Annotated in this window: 15 protein-coding genes and 1 pseudogene; 8 read left to right on the top strand and 8 right to left on the bottom strand. The window is 63.2% G+C overall.

The genetic code is table 11. The features are described 5' to 3' along the window. Positions 1–49 precede the first annotated feature (49 nt). From ACE3QM_RS04940 to ACE3QM_RS04925, 4 genes are all read right to left on the bottom strand, one after another. Positions 50–937, bottom strand: a complete 888-nt coding sequence (locus ACE3QM_RS04940) for a DMT family transporter (RefSeq protein WP_374420656.1) — start codon at positions 935–937, stop codon at positions 50–52. A gap of 56 nt (positions 938–993) precedes the next feature. Next, on the bottom strand, positions 994–2220 hold the full coding sequence (locus ACE3QM_RS04935) for an argininosuccinate synthase (protein WP_048410844.1): 1227 nt from the start codon (positions 2218–2220) through the stop codon (positions 994–996). Between the two features lie 99 nt (positions 2221–2319). Further along, complete coding sequence (argF, locus tag ACE3QM_RS04930; RefSeq protein WP_048410808.1) at positions 2320–3243, bottom strand: ornithine carbamoyltransferase; 924 nt, start codon at positions 3241–3243, stop codon at positions 2320–2322. Positions 3244–3435: 192 nt separating this feature from the next. Beyond that, positions 3436–5394 (bottom strand): aminotransferase class I/II-fold pyridoxal phosphate-dependent enzyme, encoded by a 1959-nt coding sequence (locus tag ACE3QM_RS04925; protein ID WP_231461257.1) that lies wholly within the window; start codon positions 5392–5394, stop codon positions 3436–3438. Positions 5395–5597: 203 nt separating this feature from the next. On the opposite strand from ACE3QM_RS04925, the gene dinG reads away from it, so the two are divergent. From dinG to ACE3QM_RS04905, 4 genes and pseudogenes are all read left to right on the top strand, one after another. Then, complete coding sequence (gene dinG / locus ACE3QM_RS04920; RefSeq protein ID WP_374420653.1) at positions 5598–7724, top strand: ATP-dependent DNA helicase DinG; 2127 nt, start codon at positions 5598–5600, stop codon at positions 7722–7724. 126 nt (positions 7725–7850) lie between these two features. Beyond that, positions 7851–8135: pseudogene (locus tag ACE3QM_RS04915) on the top strand (DUF3579 domain-containing protein); the annotation flags it as partial. Between the two features lie 207 nt (positions 8136–8342). Next, a complete protein-coding gene (locus ACE3QM_RS04910) occupies positions 8343–9530 on the top strand; it encodes a porin (protein WP_231461255.1) in 1188 nt (395 codons plus the stop codon). A 315-nt stretch (positions 9531–9845) separates the two neighbouring features. Then, the gene (locus ACE3QM_RS04905; protein ID WP_374420649.1) at positions 9846–10994 is read left to right on the top strand and encodes a porin; all 1149 of its coding nucleotides are present in this window, start codon (positions 9846–9848) and stop codon (positions 10992–10994) included. Between the two features lie 332 nt (positions 10995–11326). Here the strand turns inward: ACE3QM_RS04905 and ACE3QM_RS04900 are convergent, their stop codons facing one another. Then, the gene (locus ACE3QM_RS04900; RefSeq protein WP_048410813.1) at positions 11327–12211 is read right to left on the bottom strand and encodes a LysR family transcriptional regulator; all 885 of its coding nucleotides are present in this window, start codon (positions 12209–12211) and stop codon (positions 11327–11329) included. A 115-nt stretch (positions 12212–12326) separates the two neighbouring features. On the opposite strand from ACE3QM_RS04900, the gene ACE3QM_RS04895 reads away from it, so the two are divergent. The 3 genes from ACE3QM_RS04895 to ACE3QM_RS04885 all read left to right on the top strand — a co-directional run bounded on the left by ACE3QM_RS04895 (position 12327) and on the right by ACE3QM_RS04885 (position 15316). Next, entirely contained in the window at positions 12327–12971 is a 645-nt protein-coding gene (locus tag ACE3QM_RS04895; protein ID WP_374420646.1) for an NAD(P)-dependent oxidoreductase, read from the top strand. Between the two features lie 328 nt (positions 12972–13299). After that, positions 13300–14700 carry an L-serine ammonia-lyase gene (locus ACE3QM_RS04890; RefSeq protein WP_374420644.1) on the top strand — a complete coding sequence of 467 codons (1401 nt, stop codon included), beginning with the start codon at positions 13300–13302 and terminating at the stop codon, positions 14698–14700. Between the two features lie 85 nt (positions 14701–14785). Beyond that, positions 14786–15316: a GNAT family N-acetyltransferase gene (locus tag ACE3QM_RS04885; protein ID WP_048410816.1), complete on the top strand. Its 531-nt coding sequence runs from the start codon at positions 14786–14788 to the stop codon at positions 15314–15316. Here ACE3QM_RS04885 and ACE3QM_RS04880 read toward each other — a convergent pair. The 3 genes from ACE3QM_RS04880 to ACE3QM_RS04870 form a co-directional block, all read right to left on the bottom strand. Beyond that, entirely contained in the window at positions 15304–16476 is a 1173-nt protein-coding gene (locus ACE3QM_RS04880; protein ID WP_374420641.1) for an MFS transporter, read from the bottom strand. The genes ACE3QM_RS04885 and ACE3QM_RS04880 overlap by 13 nt on opposite strands. An 80-nt stretch (positions 16477–16556) precedes the next feature. Beyond that, positions 16557–16973 carry an RNA-binding S4 domain-containing protein gene (locus tag ACE3QM_RS04875; RefSeq protein WP_197081500.1) on the bottom strand — a complete coding sequence of 139 codons (417 nt, stop codon included), beginning with the start codon at positions 16971–16973 and terminating at the stop codon, positions 16557–16559. Next, positions 16958–17614, bottom strand: coding sequence for a fumarylacetoacetate hydrolase family protein (locus ACE3QM_RS04870; protein ID WP_374420639.1), 657 nt, complete (start codon positions 17612–17614; stop codon positions 16958–16960). The genes ACE3QM_RS04875 and ACE3QM_RS04870 overlap by 16 nt, the downstream gene beginning before the upstream one ends. A gap of 343 nt (positions 17615–17957) precedes the next feature. On the opposite strand from ACE3QM_RS04870, the gene ACE3QM_RS04865 reads away from it, so the two are divergent. Further along, a complete protein-coding gene (locus ACE3QM_RS04865) occupies positions 17958–19658 on the top strand; it encodes a PHA/PHB synthase family protein (RefSeq protein ID WP_374420726.1) in 1701 nt (566 codons plus the stop codon). Positions 19659–19779 lie beyond the last annotated feature (121 nt).

The following is a 19779-nucleotide window of genomic DNA, read 5'->3' as shown; positions in this document are numbered from 1 at the left end:
ACGCGCCATGGTCCGGCTGCCAAGCCGCCGCGCTAAGCGCGTGGCGGAATTACCACGCCCTGCGCAGCCGCTGCAACACCAGGGCCACGCCCAGCGCGGCCAACAACATGCCGGCCACCGCCAGCAGGCTCAGCTGTTCGTCGAACAGCCACCAGGCCTGCACCGCGGCCAGGCCCGGCGTCAGGTAGAAATAGCTGGCCACCTTGCTGACATCGCCGTCCTTCAGCATGCGCATCAGCAGCAGGATGGCCAGCACCGACAGCGCCAGCACGCTCCAGCCCAGGGCCAGCGCCAGTTGCGCGTTCCAGTGGATGGCGTCGCCGCGCTCCAGCCCCAGCGCCAACGCGCCGGTGATCAGGAAGGCCGCCAAGTATTGATGGAAGGCGCCGGTCAGCGGATGCACGCCCTGGCCGAAGCGTTTCTGGTACAAGGTGCCGGCGGTGATCGCGCACAAGGCCAGCGCGGTCAGCCACAAGCCGGGATTGGCGCCTAACTGCAAGCCCTTGCCACCCTGCACCACCAGCAGCGCGCCTCCAAAGCCTATCGCCAGGCCCAGCCATTGCATGCGGCTCAGCCGCTGCTCGCCCATCAGCCAGCTCAATATCGCGGTCAGTATCGGCTGCAGGCCGACGATCAGCGCGGTGATGCCGGCCGGCACCGCCAGCTTGATGCCGGCGAAGCTGGCGCCCAGATAGAGGCCGTGCAGCATCGCGCCGCAAGCCCATTGATGCTTGGCCGCCGCCAGCCCGGGCCAGGCGGGCCGGAAGCAGGCGATCAGCGCGCCGAAGCACAGCAGGGTCAGGCCCATACGTATCGCCAAAAAGGTGAATGGGCCGATGAAAGGCAGGCCCAGCTTGGCGCCGATGAAGCCGGTGCTCCACAGCAGCACAAAGGCCCAGGGGATCCAGGCATTGGATCGATGACTATTGATTTCCATATCTTGTTTCATGAAAAAAGCCCCCAGCGGGGGCTTATTGGGCCAAGCGCGGGGCTTTAGCCGCGTTTCAGTTTGGCGTTGCCGGCAATCCGCATCCGCAGCGCGTTCAGGCGGATGAAACCGGCCGCGTCGGCGTGATTGTAGGCGCCGCCGTCTTCGTCGAAGGTGGCGATGGTGGGGTCGAACAGCGAATCGGTCTTGGATTCGCGGCCCACCACGATCACATTGCCCTTGTACAGCTTCAGCCGCACCCAGCCGTTGACCGTGGCCTGGGAGGCGTCGATCATGCCTTGCAACATCAGGCGCTCCGGGCTCCACCAGTAGCCGGTGTAGACCAGTTTGGCGTACTTGGGCATCAACTCGTCCTTCAGATGAGCCACTTCGCGGTCCAGGGTGATGGATTCTATCGCGCGGTGCGCCTTCAGCATGATGGAGCCGCCCGGGGTTTCGTAGCAACCGCGGGATTTCATGCCCACATAACGGTTTTCCACGATGTCCAGCCGGCCGATGCCGTGCTTGCCGCCAAGGCGGTTCAGCTCGGTCAGCACCTGGGCCGGGCTCATCGTCACGCCGTTGATGGCGGTGATGTCGCCCTTCTCATAGCTGAGCTCGATGTATTCGGCCTGGTCCGGCGCGTTCTCCGGGCTCACCGTCCACAGCCACATATCCTCTTCCGGCTCCGCCGCCGGGTCTTCCAGCACCGTGCCTTCGTAGGAGATGTGCAGCAGGTTGGCGTCCATCGAGTACGGGCTGCCGCCGTTCTTTTTCTTGCTGATGTCGATGCCGTGGGTTTCCGCGTAGTTCAGCAGTTTTTCCCGCGACAGCAGATCCCATTCCCGCCACGGCGCGATCACCTTGACGTCCGGCTTCAGCGCGTAATAGCCCAGCTCGAAACGCACCTGGTCATTGCCCTTGCCGGTGGCGCCGTGCGACACCGCGTCGGCACCCACCTGATTGGCGATCTCGATCTGACGCTTGGCGATCAGCGGCCGCGCAATCGAGGTGCCCAGCAGGTATTCGCCCTCATAGACGGCGTTGGCGCGGAACATCGGGAACACGAAATCGCGGACGAATTCCTCGCGCAGATCGTCGATGAAGATGTTTTCCGGCTTGATGCCCAGCGACACCGCCTTCTTGCGCGCCGGCTCCACCTCTTCGCCCTGGCCGATGTCGGCGGTGAAGGTCACCACCTCGCACTGATAGGTGTCCTGCAGCCACTTGAGAATCACCGAAGTATCCAGACCGCCGGAGTAAGCCAGTACCACTTTCTTGATGTCAGACATTTTGTATTCTTTCAAATCCATTGATTGCCGGATCCGGCCCGCGCTGGCGCGGCCTTGCCGAATCGCGTAAACGGCGGACGCTCGCCCGCGTCGTTCAGTTCAGTCGTAACGCTGGCCCAGCAGCAGGAACTCGATCAGCGCCTTCTGCACGTGCATGCGGTTTTCCGCCTCGTCCCAGACCACGCTCTGCGGCCCGTCTATCACCGCGGCGGCCACTTCCTCGCCCCGGTGCGCCGGCAAACAGTGCATGAACAAGGCGTCCGGCTTGGCCAGCTTCATCAGCTCCGGCGTCACCTGGTAGTCGCGGAAGGCTTCCAGCCGCGCTTCCTTCTCCGCCTCGAAACCCATGCTGGTGAACACGTCGGTGGTCACCAGGTCCGCGCCGGCCGCCGCGTGGCTGGCGCTGTGGCTGGGCTCGAAGTGCTCGGGGCCGTAATGCTGGCCGTCCAAGGCCTTCAGTTCGAAACCCACCGGCGTCGCCACCTTGAGCTTGAAGCCCAGGATTTTGGCCGCCTGCAGCCAGGTGCGGCAGACATTGTTGCCATCGCCTATCCAGGCCACGGTCTTGCCCTTGATCGAGCCGCGCTGCTCGATAAAGGTGAAGATGTCCGCCAGGATCTGGCACGGGTGGTATTCATTGGTCAGGCCGTTGATCACCGGCACCTTGGAATGCGCGGCCAGCCGCTGCACCAACGCCTGCTCATAGGTGCGGATCATGATGATGTCGCTCATCCGGGACAGCACGCGCGCGGTGTCCTCGATGGGCTCGCCGCGGCCCATCTGCGAGCTTTGCGTGTCCAGGAACATCGCGTGGCCGCCCAGTTGCGCCATGCCCGCCTCGAAAGAGACGCGGGTGCGGGTGGAATTCTTCTCGAACACCATGGACATCACCTTGCCGACGAGCGGCTGGTACAACTGGCCGTCGCTACGTCGTCGCTTCAGGACCTTGCTGCGCTCGAAGAGGTGGCGATATTCCTCGTGGGTCAGGTCGCTGAATTGCAGGTAATGCCTAGGGGACGTCATGGTGCTCCATTTCAAAAAAAAGGCCACCGCGCGTTCGACACCGTTTCGGTGTCCTTCATGCGCGATGGCACATTACTACACGCAGGTCTCAAGTCATTCACAGGCGTCGCAAGCATGCCTACGCAAAGCGCATGATTTACATAATTGCGACAAGAGTTATATTTATCGGAAATCAGCCTGTCTGACAAGCATTCATTTGAACAAGGCGCGTCCAGGCAGTTGCGCCAGCTCCCCTTCTTTGAGCACCCGCAGCAAAAACTCGCCGCCATCCTCGGCCAAACCGTGCATTTCTATGGATTTCTGGGTTTTTTGCAGTCGCGCCAAATAAGCGAGGATGGTGTCGTCTATCACCTGGCCGGGCACCAGCACCGGAATGCCGGGCGGATACGGCACGATCTGGTCGCAGCAGACGCGTCCGACCAGCGCCGCATTGGGGCGGCCGTCGTCGTCCAGCAGCGGCAGCCGCTCGCCGGCCTCGTAAAAAGCGTCGCGCGGCAGACTGGCCAGCCGGGAAAAGCGCGGGATTTCCGGCATCCGCCCCAGCGGACGCGGCGGGCGCTTTTCCTTGGCCAGCCGCAGCATCGCGTCATACAGCCGCGACACCTTGCTGCGAGTGGTGCCCAGGGTCAGCAGCAGGGTGATGGTGCTGAAAGTGGACTTCTCCACCTGGACGTTGTAACGCTCGAACAGCGCCTGCTGCAGCTCGTCGGCGGTGAAGCCGGACTGGGTGATGTCCACGGTCAGCTTGGTCGGGTCCAGCTGGATGCCGTCCTCGCGCACCTCGTCCGGCAGCAGGTCCGCCAGCCCCAGCACCCGGAAAGCGCCGGTGGAATTGATCTTGTCGCGCAGCTCCTGCGCCAGCTTCAGCGTGCGGTCCAACAGCCGGTAGCCCTCCATCACCGCCTGCTTGCGCGCCACGTCCAGGCTGGCGATCAGGTTGTACTGCGGGCTGGTCGACGCGTGCATATTGAAGTTCTCGCGGAACAAGTGGGCGTCGAAACCGGGGTCGTTGACATGAATCATGCTGGCCTGCGAGAACGCCGACAGCACCTTGTGCGTGCTCTGGGTCACATAGTCGGCGCCGGATTCCAGCGCCGTCGGCCGGAACGCCGGGTGGAAACGGGCGAAGCCGTACCAGGCCTCGTCGACGATGACCTTGATGCCCTGCTCGTGCGCGGCTTCGATGATGGGATTCAGATCGTAGCGCAGGCCATCATAGGTGCAGGAAGTCAGGATCAGCACCCGCGCGTCGGGATTGGCGGCGATCGCGGCGAAGATGGTTTCCTTGGGCACCGGCCCGAAAATGCCGAACTGCTTGTTGATCGAGGAATCCAGATACACCGGCAGCGCGCCGGACAGGATCACGCCGTGATGCACCGATTTGTGACAGTTGCGATCCAGCAGCAGCTTGTCGCCGGGCGCCAATAGGGTCTGGAAAATCACCTTGTTGGAAGTGGAAGTGCCATTGGTGGCGAAGTAGGTGCGCTTGGCGCCGAAGGCCTTGGCCGCCAGCATCTGCGCCTCCTCTATCACCCCGGTGGGATGCAGCAGCGAGTCCAGCATCGGCACCGACACCGACAGGTCGGCGCGCAGCATGCTCTCGCCGACGAAGTCGTGAAAATCGCCGACCCAGGGGCTGCCCTTCAAGGAGTCCCCGCCGGAATGGCCGGGCGTGTGCCAGGAATCCTTGGCCATGCGCACATATTGCTTGAGCTTGTCGTAGAACGGCGTCGCGGACTTTTCCGCCAGTTCCGCCGACAGAATGCGGAACCAGCCGTGGAAATCCAGCTCGTCGCGATAGAAATAACCGTCCACCGCGTGGCTGGCCAGGTCTTCCACCAGCGCGCGCTCGTCATCGTCGAACAACAGCACGTACAGCGAAATTTCCGGACGGAAGGCGCTGATGCGGTTGGCCAGCTGCGCCGCCGCCTGACTGACGCCCTTCTCCTGCAACTGCTTGTCCACCAGCACCACCTGGACATCGCCATCGCGGGCGATCAGATCCAGCGCGTCCTGACTGCGCGCGACGCCGACGAAAGTCAGGCCATAGGGGTTTTCCAGCCGCACAGCGGCGGCGCCCAGTCCGGCCAGCACATCGGCCTGCCATTTGGCGTCGTCGCTGACCACCAGCACTCGGCTAACGGGTGTCATGATCGGGTTTCTCCTGTTGATATTGCTTTGCGCTGTTATCGATGGTTTTGTCTGTCTGATTCGCTCGCGCAATTTCGCTTGTTTTTATATTTGCCTATCCTATCCACATCGGCGCCTCGCCGTCATTTTGCAGTCGCACATCAGGGTTTCCCCATGTTCGGCGCGGCCAGACAATCCTGCCCCCATGCGGTACAATCGCCGCCATGTTGACCGATGCTGAAAAAGACGCGATCCGCGACCATTACCGGACCATAGCCGACAATCTGCCTGGCTTTCGCCCGCGCGCCGCGCAACGCCGCATGCTGGCGGAAATCGCCAATGCGCTGTCGCGCAGCAAAGACAAGGAAGGCGACGACTGGCCGGAACGGTGCGGCGAAAGCATCGCCGTGATCGAAGGCCCCACCGGCGTCGGCAAAAGCCTGGCCTATCTGCTGGCCGGCGGCTTGATGGCCAAGTCGCGCGCCAAGAAGCTGGTGGTCACCAGCGCCACCATCGCGCTGCAGGAGCAACTGGTCAACCGCGACCTGCCCTTCGTCGTCGAGAACAGCGGCCTGCCGCTGACCTTCGCGCTGGCCAAGGGCCGCGGCCGCTATCTGTGTCCGCAACGCATCTTCGCGCTGACCGCCGAAACCGCCCAGGGCCAGCTGCTGGACCTGGATCCGACGCTGGCGCTATGGGACCGCAAGCCGGAAGCCGGTGAGATCGAGACCCTGCGCCAGTTGGCCGACGCCTTCTACTACCGCAAATGGAACGGCGACCGCGATACCTGGGACAGCGTGATCGACGACGGCCTCTGGTCGCGCGTCACCAACGACCGCCACGGCTGTTTGAAAGCCGCCTGCCCCAACCGGCCGGAATGCCCGTTCTACCTGGCGCGCGACGTGCTGGAAAACGTGGACGTGGTGGTGGCCAACCATGACCTGATGCTGGCCGACGTATCCATGGGCGGCGGCGTGATCCTGCCGGCGCCGGAAGAAAGTTACTACTGTATCGACGAGGCGCACCACCTGGCCAAAAAGGCGGTCAACCAGTTTTCCGCCGAGCATTCGCTGGTCCAGGCCATGTCCTGGCTGGATAAAGTGGCCGCCACCGCCATCCGCGTGGAAGCGCTGACCGACAAGGTGGAAATCGTCAGCCAGGCGATAGAAGCCGCCAGCGCCTGCTCCGAAACGCTGACCGAATGGCTGTGGCTGCTGGAGGGCGAAGACGCGCTGGCCGCTTCCAGCGACAATCTGGAGCCCACCTGGCTGATAGAGGACGGCGTGCTGCCGGAACGCTTCCAGGGCCCCACCGCCAATATGGCCACCTCGGCGCGCTCGCTGTTCAAACAGCTGAGCCTGCTGAGCGACGCGCTGGGCGAGGCGCGCAAGGACAAGGGCGGCGAAGCGGCGCAAGTCGACAAGACCGCCTCCGATCTGGGTTTTCTGACCGCGCGCGCCGAGCAACTGCTGGCGGTGTGGGAGTTGTTTGAAAAAGAAACCGAGCCCGCCAGCCCGCCCATCGCCAAATGGATCACCCGCCGCGCCGAGGGCAAGGGCGATTACCTGTTCTCCGCCTCGCCGGTCAGCGCCGCCGCCAGCCTGGCCGCCACGCTGTGGCGCCGCGCCGCCGGCGCCATCCTGACCTCGGCCACGCTGCGCTCGCTGGGCGAATTCGAGCTGCTGCTGTCGCAGACCGGCCTGAAGTGGATGCCGGAAGTCAGCTGCGTGGCGTTGGACTCCCCTTTCAATTTCGACGAGCAGGGCGAGCTGTATCTGCCGCCTATGCTGGCCAGCCCCAAGGACGCCGGCGGCCATACCCGCGAAATCGTGGAATGGCTGCCCAAGCTGATCGATGTGAAAGAAGCGGTCGGCACCCTGGTGCTGTTTTCCTCGCGCAAACAGATGCAGGACGTCGCCGCCGGCCTGCCGTCCACGCTGCGCGAGCGGCTGCTGATCCAGGGCGAAATCCCCAAGAGCCTGCTGATAGAACAGCACCATCAACGGCTGAAACAGGGCGAGCCCAGCGTGATCTTCGGCCTGGACTCCTTCTCCGAAGGCCTGGACCTGCCCGGCGAAAGCTGTGTGCACGTGATTATTGCCAAACTGCCGTTCGCGATGCCGGACGATCCGGTGGGCAAAACCCTGTCGCGCTGGATAGAGAAACGCGGCGGCAATCCCTTCATCGAACTGACCGTGCCCGAAGCCTCGATCAAGCTAGTGCAGGCCGTCGGCCGACTGATCCGCACCGAACGCGACTACGGCCGCGTCACCATCCTGGACAACCGGCTGCAAAAGCAAAGCTACGGCAAGCGGCTGCTCGCCTCGCTGCCGCCGTTCAAGCGCATCTGATTTTCGGGTAAAATACTAAATATTCAGCAACAAACAAAACACCTGAATATAAAACGCCAAGCGCAAATCGCTTAGCAGACGATAAAAAACAGGCTAAACCAAAAGCAAACACTCCGGTCCACCGCCATGATCTGCAATCCATACGAAATAGTCATCCAGGGCGTCACTTCCGAAGGCCGCACTTTCCGTCCCAGCGACTGGGCCGAACGCCTGGCCGGCATCCTCGCCTCCTTCGACGACCAAAAACTGCACTACCACGCCCATGTCCGTCCGATGATGCTGGATGGCGTGCGCTGCGTCGCGGTGGACAAGAAGCTGGAAAAAATCAGCCCGCAAGTGTTTTGCTTCCTGATGGACTTTGCCAAGGACAACGACTTGCGCATCGTCGACTGCCGCACCCTGCTGGACGAGGTCTACCCGAATCAATTCTTGGCGTAATTGCAACACCGCACCTGTCCGATTTATCTTTAAGCAACAGATTGGCAACATCCTCGTCATATTTTGTGGCTAAACTAAGACAAGTGTTGTGGCGACACCGCAGTCTGGTTTGTTAACAAACCTTGCGCTGCACGAAGCCGGCACCTGGATTAATTAAAGCAAAACAGACTTGGAGTATTCATGATGCAGAAGAAAAATCTGGCAGCCCTGGTTGCCGCGATGTTCGCCTTGCCCGTTGTCGCCCACGCTGACGTCACCATCTACGGTTTCATGAGCGGCGGCATCGAATCGACCAAAGCCTCCGGCGCCAGCGCTGGCGGCACCGAATATAGCAGCCGCACTCGCATCGTCGACCACAACTCCCGCATCGGCTTCAAGGGTTTTGAAGACATCGGCGGCGGCACCAAGGCGATCTGGCAGGTGGAAAACAGCCTGCGCAACTTCGAGCAGGGCGGTACCAACGACAAGGGCCAAACCGCGTCCTTCGCCACTCGCAACACCTTCATCGGCATCGACAACAACGACTTCGGCCGCGTAGTGCTGGGCCAACACGACTCCGCCTACAAGATGTTCGCCGGCAGCAGCAACAGCGCGCTGGGCACCGACCTGATGGTCAACACCACCGCCGACAACTTCGGCAGCAGCTCGGTCAACAGCCGCGGCGAAGCGCGTCTAGCCAACTCGGTGCACTACTTCTCCCCAAGCTGGGCCGGCTTCAAGCTGGGCGCGTCCTGGGGCGTGGATGAAAACCGCGTGTCCGGCAATGACTCCAAGCGCATCTCCTTGGGCCTGGGCTACACCTGGCAGGGCCTGAACCTGGCCGCCGGCTGGGATCGTCAGTACGACATGGCGGTTACGCCCAACAGCAACTCCTACAACACCTCCAGCAGCAATAGCCCCGCGGTGCTGTCGCTGAACTCCGGCAAGAACGTCACCTTCTACAGCATTGCCGCCAGCTACAAATTCGACACCGGCACCTTCGTCGGCGGCAACTACGAATGGGGCACTTACGACCAGGTAGGCGGCGGCCAAGTTAAGCAAGACGACTGGCTGATCGCTCTGGGTCAGGACTTCGGCGCGGCTTCGGTCAAGCTGTCCTACGGTCAACTGGGCACGCTGAAGAATACCTCCGCTGGCGTCAACGGCGACGACTTCAAGGCCAAGCAGTGGATTCTGGGCGGCACTTACAATCTGTCCAAAACCACCCAGTTGCTGGCTTACTACACCAAGATCAGCAACAACGCCAAGGCCAAGGCCAACTTCGCCAACAACCCGGTATACGATAGTAATCTGGGCGCCAGCAATGCTTCTCTGTCCGCCGGCAATGACCCGCAAGCCTTCGGCGTAGGCTTCAAGATCGCTTTCTGATCCTGAACGACTGCCGTTCCAATCACGCCGCCGGCCCTGCCGGCGGCGTTTTTACATCCTCGCAGTTCTTCCTGCCTTCGCCCAGACCACGATCGCTGGTCATCCCGCAGCCAAGCTCCCTACATTGATCGACATGCGTCGATAGCCGCCAACGCGGGCATTCGCGCATCGCACCCTTCCCATCCGGCAAGGGCCTGTTCACGATCTGGCGAGTCAGCCGGCCCGGACGCAGACCGCCACGCCTACGCCAACCCATCTCAGCGGCGGACCTGCCCCGACGCCTTCCGCCACAGACCGCCCTCAAAGGAGCATCAAATGCAGAAGACAGGCTTGGCAACGCTGATAGGCTCGCTCTCCATCCTGCCCCTGGACGCGAAGTCCGACACCACTTTCTACGGTTTCATCAGCGGCGGCATCGAATCCAACAAGGCCAGCGGCGGGCAAGCTCCCGGCTACGCCAGCCGGACCCGCGTCGTCGACCATGTGTCGCGCCTGGGTTTCAAAGGCCGCGAAGACCTGGGCAACGGCAATAGCGCGCTATGGCAGTTGGAAAGCGGGCTGCGCCACTTCGAGCAAGGCGGCGTGGACGACCGCGGTCAAAACGCGGCGTTCGCCACCCGCAACAGTTTCATCGGACTGGAGCATGCCGCCATCGGCCGCATCTTGTTGGGCCACCACGATTCCGCTTACAAGATGTTCACCGGCAGCGGCAACCCGACGCTGGGCACCGCCTTGATGCCCAACGCCACGGCAAATCAGTTCGGCCCGAGCGCGGTCAACAGCCGCGGCGAAGCCCGGCTCAACAACTCCCTCCATTACTACTCTCCCAATTGGAACGGCTTCAAACTCGGCGCCACCTGGGCCATGGATGAAACGCGCCAAGGCGGCGGCAACGCCAAGCGCTTGTCGCTGGGCCTAGGCTACGTCTGGCGCGGCCTGACGCTGGCGGCGGCCTGGGACCGCCGCTACGATACCGCGATCGCGCCGGCCGGCAACACCCCTCCAAGCGCCGTTGCCGGCAAAAGCCTTAGCTACCACAGCCTTGCCGCCAGCTATCGCTTCGACACGGGCACCTTGATAGGCGGCAATTACGAATGGGGGCGGCTGGACCCGCCTGGCGGTGAGAGACTGCGCCAGGACGATTGGCTGATCGCGCTGAGCCAGCCCTTCGGCGCGGCCGAGCTCAAGCTGTCCTACGGCCAGTTGGGCGCCTTGAAACAACTGGGCGCCGGCGCCGACGGCAAGGACTTCCGCGCCAGCCAATGGCTGCTGGGCGGCGGCTACCGGCTGTCCAAGACCACGCAGGCATTCGCCTACTACACCCGGATCCGCAACCACGCCAAGGCCAGCGCCAACTTTTCCGTCAACCCGCTCTACGACCAAGCCCTCGGCACGCCCAAGGCCTCGCTCAGCGCCGGTTCGGACCCGCAGGCCATGGGCCTGGGGCTCAGCATCGCGTTCTGAGAACCTGTTCATAGTCTGCTGTGCTTCGGCGATACGGCGTTGAAAACGACTTCGAAATGCTCATGTACCGTGTGTACATTCCGCTTTCTCAGCCGTTTTCGCCTTGTCTCGCTCTTGCTCGCGAGACTTTGAACAGACTCTGAGAACCTGTCCCCGATCTGCTGCGCGCCGGCGGGATGGATAGAAATGGGCGTTGAAACCAAGCTCAGTGCTCATGCACCACCTGTACATTCCGCTTCTTCAACCGTTTTCGCCTTGTCTCGCCTTAGCTCGCGAGATCGTAAACAGGCTCTGAGCCCCCTTGCGTCTTTGCTCGAACAGCGGAAGGCTCATCACTTGCCCAGGCTGGCGCGCAAGGCCTCGATCGCGTAGCGCACTTTCGCCGGCTGGATATCGCGACGCGGCGTCACCGCGTAGATCGCCAGCGGCGGCAAGTGCCATTCCGGCAGCAGCCGCAGCAGGCGGCCATCGGCCAGTTCCTGCCGGATCTCAGGCTCCGGCTGCACCGACACCCCCATGCCGGCCAGCACGAATTGACGCGCGGCGACGATATTATTGCTGATCAAGCGCGCGTCCGGCTCCATCGCGAAACGGCCGCCGTCGACATGCTCGAACTCCAGGCTGCCCAGCTTGCGATCGGACAAGGCCACCCATTGCAGGCCGGGCAACTGCTCCGGTCGCGTGATCCCAGGCTGGCGCGCCAGATAAGCCGGCGACGCGCACAGCACGTTCGGCCAGTCCGCCAAGTGGCGCGCCACCAAGCTGGAATCCTTTAGCACGCCAGCGCGCAGCGCCAGATCAATGCGGTTCTCCACCAGATCTATCATCTCATCGTGGAAGAACAGCCGTAGCTTGAGGCCGGAATGCGCGCTCAGCAGCGGCGCCAGCGCCTCGCTCAACAGCGCGCCGGCAAAGCCGGTGGGCGCGGCGATGCGCAGCTCGCCTACCGGCGCGTCGCGCAGTTCCAACAGACGCTGTTCGGCCAATTGCGCCGCCGCCAACATATCGGCGCAGCCCTGGTAGAACAGGCTGCCGGCCTCGGTCAGCGTCAGCTTGCGCGTGGTCCGGTGCAGCAGACTGACGCCGTGCTGCTGCTCCAGCTTGCTGATGTGCTGACTGACCGCCGACGGCGTCATGCCCAGTTCACGCGCCGCGCCGTTCATCGAGCCTTTGTCCACCACCATGGCGAAAACCGCCATCCGTCTCAATGCGTCCATTTGTTAAGTCCAACTAAACTATCAATCTTATTTTTGCTGGATTATCACCCTATAATCAAGCTGCTATTCTGAACGCCATCAAACTTCATTATGTTTATCGCGGAAAGGAATCCCCATGAAAATCGCTCTGATCGGCGCTAGCGGCTTTGTCGGCTCGGCCATCCTGCAAGAACTGCTGGCTCGCAAGCATCAAGTCAGCGCCATCGTCACCAATCTGTCCAAGCTGCCGCAACACCCGCAGCTGAGCGGCGTGGCCGCCGACGCCTACCAGGCCGGCCAGATCGCCGCGGCCGTCGCCGGCCACGACGCCGTGGTCAGCGCCTTCAACCCCGGCTGGGACAAGGCAGACATCCAGGCGCTGGCGGTCAAGGGCCACGACGCCATCGTCGCCGGCGTCAAGCAGGCCGGCGTCAAGCGCTTCCTGGAAGTCGGCGGCGCCGGCAGCCTGGAAGTGGCGCCCGGCGTGCAACTGGTGGACACCCCGGAATTCCCGGCGGAATGGAAGGAAGGCGCGCTGGGCGTGCGCGAAGCGTTGCGCCGCCTGCGCGAAGAAAACACCTTGGACTGGACCTTCGTTTCGCCGCCGGCCTTCCTCCACCCTGGCGAACGCAGCGGCAAATACCGGCTGGGCGGCGATCAATTGCTGTTCAACGGCGACAAGCCGGCCGACATCAGCGTGGAAGACCTGGCCGTGGCCATCGTCGACGAACTGGAAAAACCACAACATCTGCGCCGCCGCTTCACCGCCGCCGCGATCTAAACCCCAAGCCCGGTGCGTCCGGGCTTTTTCACGTCCGCCCCCCTCTTCGCCTTGCCCAAAGGGCCTTCCGTCCTTCCGAATCATGCCATCCGGATGCCAGACAGCTTCCGCCCGTCGAATCCCTGACGCAACTTAGTCCTGACTCTATAATTCTAAATTGACAGCGGCCGCCGGCTTGTCTAGATTGCCCGGCTGCCGCAAGATGGCAACACGCAGGCCGGCCTCTAGCTCAGGCCATGCGAAACCATGACAACGCCAATAATAAGGACGGTCCAGGCCGTTCTCACAATAACCCGCCCGCCGGGACACACCCCTTAAGAGAAGCATTATGGCCATCAGTGTTTTTGATTTGTTCAAGATTGGCATCGGCCCGTCCAGCTCCCACACGGTCGGACCGATGCGCGCCGCGCGCCAATTCATCGCCCGGCTGGAAAAAGACGGCTTGCTGACGCAGACCGCCAGCGTGCGCGCCGAAATGTTCGGCTCGCTGGGCGCCACCGGCAAGGGCCACGGCACCGATGTCGCGGTCTTGCTGGGCTTGCAGGGCGAACAGCCCGACCTGGTCGATACCGATGCGGTGGACGGCATGCTGGCCGCCATCCGCGCCGACAAGGCCATCGCGCTGCTGGGCAAGCACACCGTGCCTTTCATCGAAGGCGAGCACCTGGTGCTGCACAAGAAGAAAACCCTGCCCTACCACCCCAACGGCATGATTTTCGAAGCCTTCGACGCCGCTGGCGCCAGCTTGTCCAAGCGTGCTTATTACTCGGTGGGCGGCGGTTTCGTGGTTGACGAGGCCGCCATCGACGCCGGCTTCGTGCCGCCGGGCGTCACCGAACTCAAGCATCCGTTCAAGAGCGCGGCGGAATTGCTGGCCTTGTGTCAGCGCCACGGCAAATCCATCAGCCAGATCATGCTGGAGAACGAACTGGCCTGGCGCAGCGAAGAACAAGTGCGCTCCGAGCTGCTGAAGATCTGGCAAGTGATGCAGGACTGCGTCAAGCGCGGCTGCGAGCGCGAAGGCATCCTGCCCGGCGGCATGAAGGTGAAGCGCCGCGCCGCCGACATGCACCGCAAGCTGCTGGCCTCGCCCGAGGCGGCGCTGCGCGACCCGCTGACGGTGATGGACTGGGTCAATCTGTACGCCTTGGCGGTGAACGAGGAAAACGCCGGCGGCGGCCGCGTGGTCACCGCGCCCACCAACGGCGCGGCCGGCATCATCCCGGCGGTGATGCACTATTACGCCCGCTTCGTGCCCGGCGCCAGCGACGACGGCATCGTGCGCTTCCTGCTCACCGCCGGCGCCATCGGCGTGCTGTTCAAGCTCAACGCCTCCATCTCCGGCGCGGAAGTGGGCTGCCAGGGCGAAGTGGGCTCGGCCTGCTCGATGGCGGCCGGCGCCTTGGCCGAAGTGCTGGGCGGCACCCCGGAACAAGTTGAAAACGCCGCCGAGATCGGCATGGAGCACAATCTGGGCCTGACCTGCGATCCGGTGGGCGGCCTGGTGCAAGTGCCCTGCATCGAACGCAACGCCATGGCCTCGGTCAAGGCCATCAACGCGGCGCGCATGGCGCTGCGCGGCGACGGCCAGCACTTCGTGTCGCTGGACCGGGTGATCAAGACCATGCGCGACACCGGCATGGACATGAGCACCAAGTACAAGGAAACCGCGCGTGGCGGCCTGGCCATCAACGTCATCGAAGTGCCGGTGAATATTGTTGAGTGCTGAGCCCCCACCCTGTTAGCATCGAAGCCGATGGCGCTTGCGCCGTCGGCTTTTTTTACGACCACATCCCGCGAAATCCGAACCAGCCATGCATCACATCGCCACCGCCAGACTGCAACTGCGCCCGCTGCACGCCAGCGACGCCCCCTTCATGCTCAAGCTGCTGAACGAACCAGCCTTCATCGCCAATATCGGCGACAAGAACGCCCACGACCTGCTCGGCGCGCTGCGCTATATCGAGGAAGGCCCGCAGGCCAGCTACCGCAAGCACGGCCACGGCCTCTTGCTGGTGGAGCGGCTGGACGATGGCGCCCCGGTCGGCATCTGCGGCCTGGTCAAGCGCGATGGCCTGGCCTACCCGGACATAGGCTACGCCTTCCTGGAACAATACTGGGGCTGCGGCTACGCCAGCGAAGCCGCGCTGGCCGCCATTGAACATGGCCGCGAACAACTGGGCCACGCGGTGGTGGTGGGCATCACCGCGCCGCACAACCAGGCGTCCATCCGCGTGCTGGAGAAAATCGGCCTGTTTTATCAGGGCCGAATCGAGCTGCCCGGCATCGACGGCGACAGCTGTTACTTCGTGCCGCCGGCCCTGTTGAAAGATCAGCCCGCCTGAACAGGCGCCGCCGGCCGCAGCCAGCGCCAGCACAGCAACACGCCCAGCGCGGCGGCGGCCGTCGACATCGCGAACGTCGTCGCCATGCCGCCGTGCGGCCATACCAGCCCGCCGATCAGGCCACCGGCGCTGCCGCCGACGCCAAAGGAGGCGATGATGTACAGACCCTGGGCGCGACCGTGGTGATGTTGGTCGAACATGCGGTGGATCAACCCCACCGAAGCGGCGTGGTGCAGACCAAAAGTCAGCGCGTGCAATAGCTGAGCGCCTATCGCCACCCAGGCCAGCTGCGCCGCGGCGGCGATCAGCGCGAAACGCAGCACCGCCGCCAATAGCGACAACAGCATCAACGTTTCCAAACGCGCGCGCGCCATGATCTTGGGCATCAGCAGGAATACCGCCACCTCGCTGACCACGCCCAGCCCCCACAACATGCCGATGGCGCCCTGCTCATAAGCCGCCTGTTTCAGGCCGATGGAGAAAAAGGTGTAGTAAGGGCCGTGGGCGAAGGCCATCAGGAAGCAGCAGCCGAACAAGGCCATCACCTCCGGCCGCCGCAGCGTGGCCGCTATCGGCACCGATGGTCCGCCCTTGCGCTCGGCGGCCACTTCCGGCACCCGCCAGGCCGCCACGGCCACCAGGGCCAGCAGCGCGCACAGCGCCCACGGCAGATTGCCTATGCCTATGCCGTCCAGCAGCAGGCCGCCGCTCATCGCCAGACAGACGAAGCCTATCGAGCCCCAGACCCGCACCCGGCTGTAACGCCCCGGCTGAGCGCGCGTCAGGTGGGCGGTGCTGGCCTCCACCAGCGGCAGCGCCGCCGCCCAGAAGAAATGCGACACCGCCAGGCTGACGAACACCCACCAGAAAGCGCGGTCCATCCCCACCAGCAGGAAGGCCGCAGCCGACAGCAGCGAAGTCGTCAGAATGATGGCGCGCCGGCGGCCGCGCCGGTCCGCCAGCCAGCCCCAGAAGCCGGGCGCCACGATGCGCGCCAGCGTGGACAAGGCCATCAGCACCGAGATCTGCCAGGCGGAGAAGGACAGCGACTGCAGATACAGTCCCCAGAACGGGCTGAACAGGCCCTGGAAGGCGAAATAACTGAAATAGAACAGGCTGAACGGCAGCAGGGATACGGCGGGTGACGCGGAAGACGACATGATCTGAAGCTCGGCCCTAGACGGGCTCCTGGTTGAAAACGTGAATGGCGCGCGGGGCGCGGCGGGCTTTGAACCGCCTCTTAAAATTGCCCTTTGAACTTGCTGATCTCGCGGCGCGCCTTCTTGGTGGGGCGGCCATCGCCATGCGGAAAACTGGCGCGCTCCGCCTTCAATAGCAGCACCTGCTCTTCGCGCGCGCGCTGAGAAGCCTCTTCCTCGCGGTAGAGCAGCCGCGCCTCCTGCGCCGGCCGACGCTGGGTGCTCAGCGCCAGCACCTCGACGCGGTACTCCAGCTGATTGATGCGCATCGCCAGCTGGTCGCCCTCCTTGACCACCCGCGACGCCTTGACCCGGTCGCCGTTGACCAGCACCCGCCCCAGCTCCAACGCCTCATGCGCCAGCTGCCGGGTCTTGAAGAAACGGGCGGCCCACAGCCATTTGTCGAGACGGACCTTGCCGTCGTCCTCGGCGCCGACCGCCATCAGAGCACGCTCCATTCCGCGGCGGCCAGGCCCTCCAGCTTCAGGCTGAGCCGGTCGCCGGAACGCACCGCCGCCACGCCCTCCGGCGTGCCGGTATAAATCAAATCGCCAGCCTGCAGGCCATAGGTCCGCGACAGATAGGCGATGATGGCGGCCACCGGGAACAGCATCAAGCCGGTGTCGCCCTGTTGGCGCAGTTCGCCGTTGACGCGCAATTCAAAGCTCAGCCGCTGCGGATCGGCCACTCGTTCCGCAGGAACCAAGCGCGACAGGCTGGCGGCGGTGGGGAAACCCTTGGCCTTGGTCCACGGATGGCCCTTGCTCTTGGCCGCCGATTGCACGTCGCGCGCGGTCATGTCCAGGCCGATGCCGTAGCCGGCCACATGGCCTAGCGCTTCCGCTTCCGCGATATCGCGGCCGTCCTTGCCTATCAGCAGCACCAGTTCGCACTCGTGGTGAACATCGCTGGAATAATCGGGCAGCCTCAAGGGCTCGCCCTCGCCGACCAGCGCCGACGTCGGTTTCAGGAACACCAGCGGCTCGTCTTCCAGCGGATTGTTCAACTCCGCCGCGTGCGCGGCGTAATTGCGCCCGATGCAGAAGACATTGCCCACCGCGACTTCCTGATCGCCCAAACGCGCCTTGAATGCCGGCATGACTATCCTTTCCCGTTCTGTTCAACCCCAATCGAATCTTCGCGATTATCCCATAAATTCCACCCCCTCGGCATGCCAGGCCAAAAGGACAGCTAGGCAGATTGTGCACCGCGGCAACAAGATGCGGCTTTCGACGCGCCTTATCGTCCTCCTCCCGGTGAAAATGTCATGCAACCCTGTTACAGTCATGGCGTACCTTGCGACCGCACATTTTGTTACACGGTCCAATGCAGGAAAGCTTCGATAACGCTTCGGCACGTTTCAGGAGACAGCTTTGACCCAAGAAAGTACAAATCCGCTGGATAGTTTCTTCTCCAGCCTATCCGAGGCCAACCAACAATGGATGCAGCAGTTCGTCAACAACCTGCCGCTGCCGCCGCAACCTGGAAATGCTGAACTGCCGCTGGCCAACGCCTGGGGCGCCATGCTCAGCAACGCCGGCCAGCTGTTCGCCTGGCAAAGCAGCCTGTATCAGCAGCAGATGAATCTGTGGTCGCAATTCCTGGGCCAGGCGCCCGCCGCCAACGGCGACGCCTCGGCGAAAAAGGGCGACCGCCGCTTCGCCTCGCCGGAATGGGACGAGCACCCGTTCTACCACTTCCTCAAGCAAGGCTATCTGCTCACCAGCAAATGGATGACCGAGCTGGTGGACAACGCCCAGTTGGAGGAAGAAGCCAAGGACAAGCTGGCCTTCGCCACCCGCCAATACCTGGACGCGGTCTCCCCCAGCAACTTCATGCTGACCAACCCGGACGTGATGAAACGGGCGATAGAGACCAAGGGCGAAAGCCTGGTCGACGGCATGAAGAACATGCTGGAGGACTTCCAGAAGGGCCATATCTCGATGTCGGACGAAAGTCAGTTCGAGATCGGCAAGAACATCGTGGTCACCCCCGGCGAAGTGGTGTTCCGCAACGACTTGATCGAACTGATCCAGTACACCCCCACCACCGGCCAGGTCTATGAAAAGCCGCTGCTGATCGTGCCGCCCTGCATCAACAAGTACTACCTGATGGACCTGCAGCCGGACAATTCCATGGTCCGTCACTTCGTCGCCCAGGGCTACCGCGTGTTCCTGATCAGTTGGCGCTCGGCGGAACCGGAGATGAAGCACTTCACCTGGGAAAGCTATATCGAGAAAGGCGTGATCGCCGCGGCGGAAACCGTGCGCAAGATCAGCAAGCAGGACAGCATGAACGCGCTGGGCTTCTGTGTCGGCGGCGTGATCCTGACCACCACCCAGTGCGTGCTGCAGGCGCGCGGGCTCAAGTACTTCGACTCCACCACCTTCATGACCTCGCTGATAGATCACGCCGAGCCGGGCGAGATCTCCTACTTCATCGACGAGAACCTGGTGGCCAGCCGCGAAGCCAAGATCGCCGCCGGCGGCATCATCAGCGGCAAGGAGATAGGCCGCACCTTCGCCAGCCTGCGCGCCAACGATCTGGTGTGGAACTATGTGGTCAACAACTATCTGCTGGGCAAGACGCCGGCGCCGTTCGACCTGCTCTACTGGAACAACGACGCGGTGGACCTGCCGCTGCCGATGCACACCTTCCTGCTGCGCCAGTTCTACATGAACAACGCGCTGACCAAGCCGGGTTCCATCACCCTGTGCGGCGTGCCCATCGACATCTCCAAGATCAATATCCCGGTCTATATCTTCGCCGCGCGCGAAGACCACATCGTGCTGTGGAGCTCGGCCTACTCCGGCATCCACTACCTGACCGGCGCGCCGTCGCGGCGCTTCGTGCTGGGCGCTTCCGGCCACATCGCCGGCTCGATCAATCCGGTGACCAAGGACAAGCGCAATTACTGGGTCAACGACAAGCTGCCCGAACACGCCGACACCTGGCTGGAAACCGCGGAAAGCCGCCCCGGCAGCTGGTGGAAGGACTGGGATGCCTGGCTGGCGCCGCAATCCGGCAAGAAAGTCGCAGCGCCCAAGGCCTTGGGCAGCAAGGACTTCCCGCCGCTGCAAGCGGCGCCGGGCAGCTATGTGCTGGCCAAGGCCATGCCCAGCGTGGTGGCCAGCCTGCAATAAGAACCTGTTTACGCTCTGCTGCGCGTCGGCGGGATGGATAGACATGGGCGTTGAAACCGAGCTCAAAATGCTCATGTACCACGAGTACATTCCGCTTTTTCGCTCGTGTTCGCCTTGTCTC

It is taken from the genome of Chromobacterium sp. (genome assembly GCF_041912965.1).
Taxonomy (GTDB): domain Bacteria; phylum Pseudomonadota; class Gammaproteobacteria; order Burkholderiales; family Chromobacteriaceae; genus Chromobacterium; species Chromobacterium aquaticum.
This window is presented reverse-complemented; position numbering and strand designations above follow the sequence as displayed.

Coding starts and splice junctions, on each gene's coding strand:
- ACE3QM_RS04940 (WP_374420656.1), bottom strand. CDS start 937: ATGGAAATCAATAGTCATCGATCCAATGCCTGGATCCCCTGGGCCTTT.
- ACE3QM_RS04935 (WP_048410844.1), bottom strand. CDS start 2,220: ATGTCTGACATCAAGAAAGTGGTACTGGCTTACTCCGGCGGTCTGGAT.
- argF (WP_048410808.1), bottom strand. CDS start 3,243: ATGACGTCCCCTAGGCATTACCTGCAATTCAGCGACCTGACCCACGAG.
- ACE3QM_RS04925 (WP_231461257.1), bottom strand. CDS start 5,394: ATGACACCCGTTAGCCGAGTGCTGGTGGTCAGCGACGACGCCAAATGG.
- dinG (WP_374420653.1), top strand. CDS start 5,598: ATGTTGACCGATGCTGAAAAAGACGCGATCCGCGACCATTACCGGACC.
- ACE3QM_RS04910 (WP_231461255.1), top strand. CDS start 8,343: ATGATGCAGAAGAAAAATCTGGCAGCCCTGGTTGCCGCGATGTTCGCC.
- ACE3QM_RS04905 (WP_374420649.1), top strand. CDS start 9,846: ATGCAGAAGACAGGCTTGGCAACGCTGATAGGCTCGCTCTCCATCCTG.
- ACE3QM_RS04900 (WP_048410813.1), bottom strand. CDS start 12,211: ATGGACGCATTGAGACGGATGGCGGTTTTCGCCATGGTGGTGGACAAA.
- ACE3QM_RS04895 (WP_374420646.1), top strand. CDS start 12,327: ATGAAAATCGCTCTGATCGGCGCTAGCGGCTTTGTCGGCTCGGCCATC.
- ACE3QM_RS04890 (WP_374420644.1), top strand. CDS start 13,300: ATGGCCATCAGTGTTTTTGATTTGTTCAAGATTGGCATCGGCCCGTCC.
- ACE3QM_RS04885 (WP_048410816.1), top strand. CDS start 14,786: ATGCATCACATCGCCACCGCCAGACTGCAACTGCGCCCGCTGCACGCC.
- ACE3QM_RS04880 (WP_374420641.1), bottom strand. CDS start 16,476: ATGTCGTCTTCCGCGTCACCCGCCGTATCCCTGCTGCCGTTCAGCCTG.
- ACE3QM_RS04875 (WP_197081500.1), bottom strand. CDS start 16,973: ATGGAGCGTGCTCTGATGGCGGTCGGCGCCGAGGACGACGGCAAGGTC.
- ACE3QM_RS04870 (WP_374420639.1), bottom strand. CDS start 17,614: ATGCCGGCATTCAAGGCGCGTTTGGGCGATCAGGAAGTCGCGGTGGGC.
- ACE3QM_RS04865 (WP_374420726.1), top strand. CDS start 17,958: ATGCAGCAGTTCGTCAACAACCTGCCGCTGCCGCCGCAACCTGGAAAT.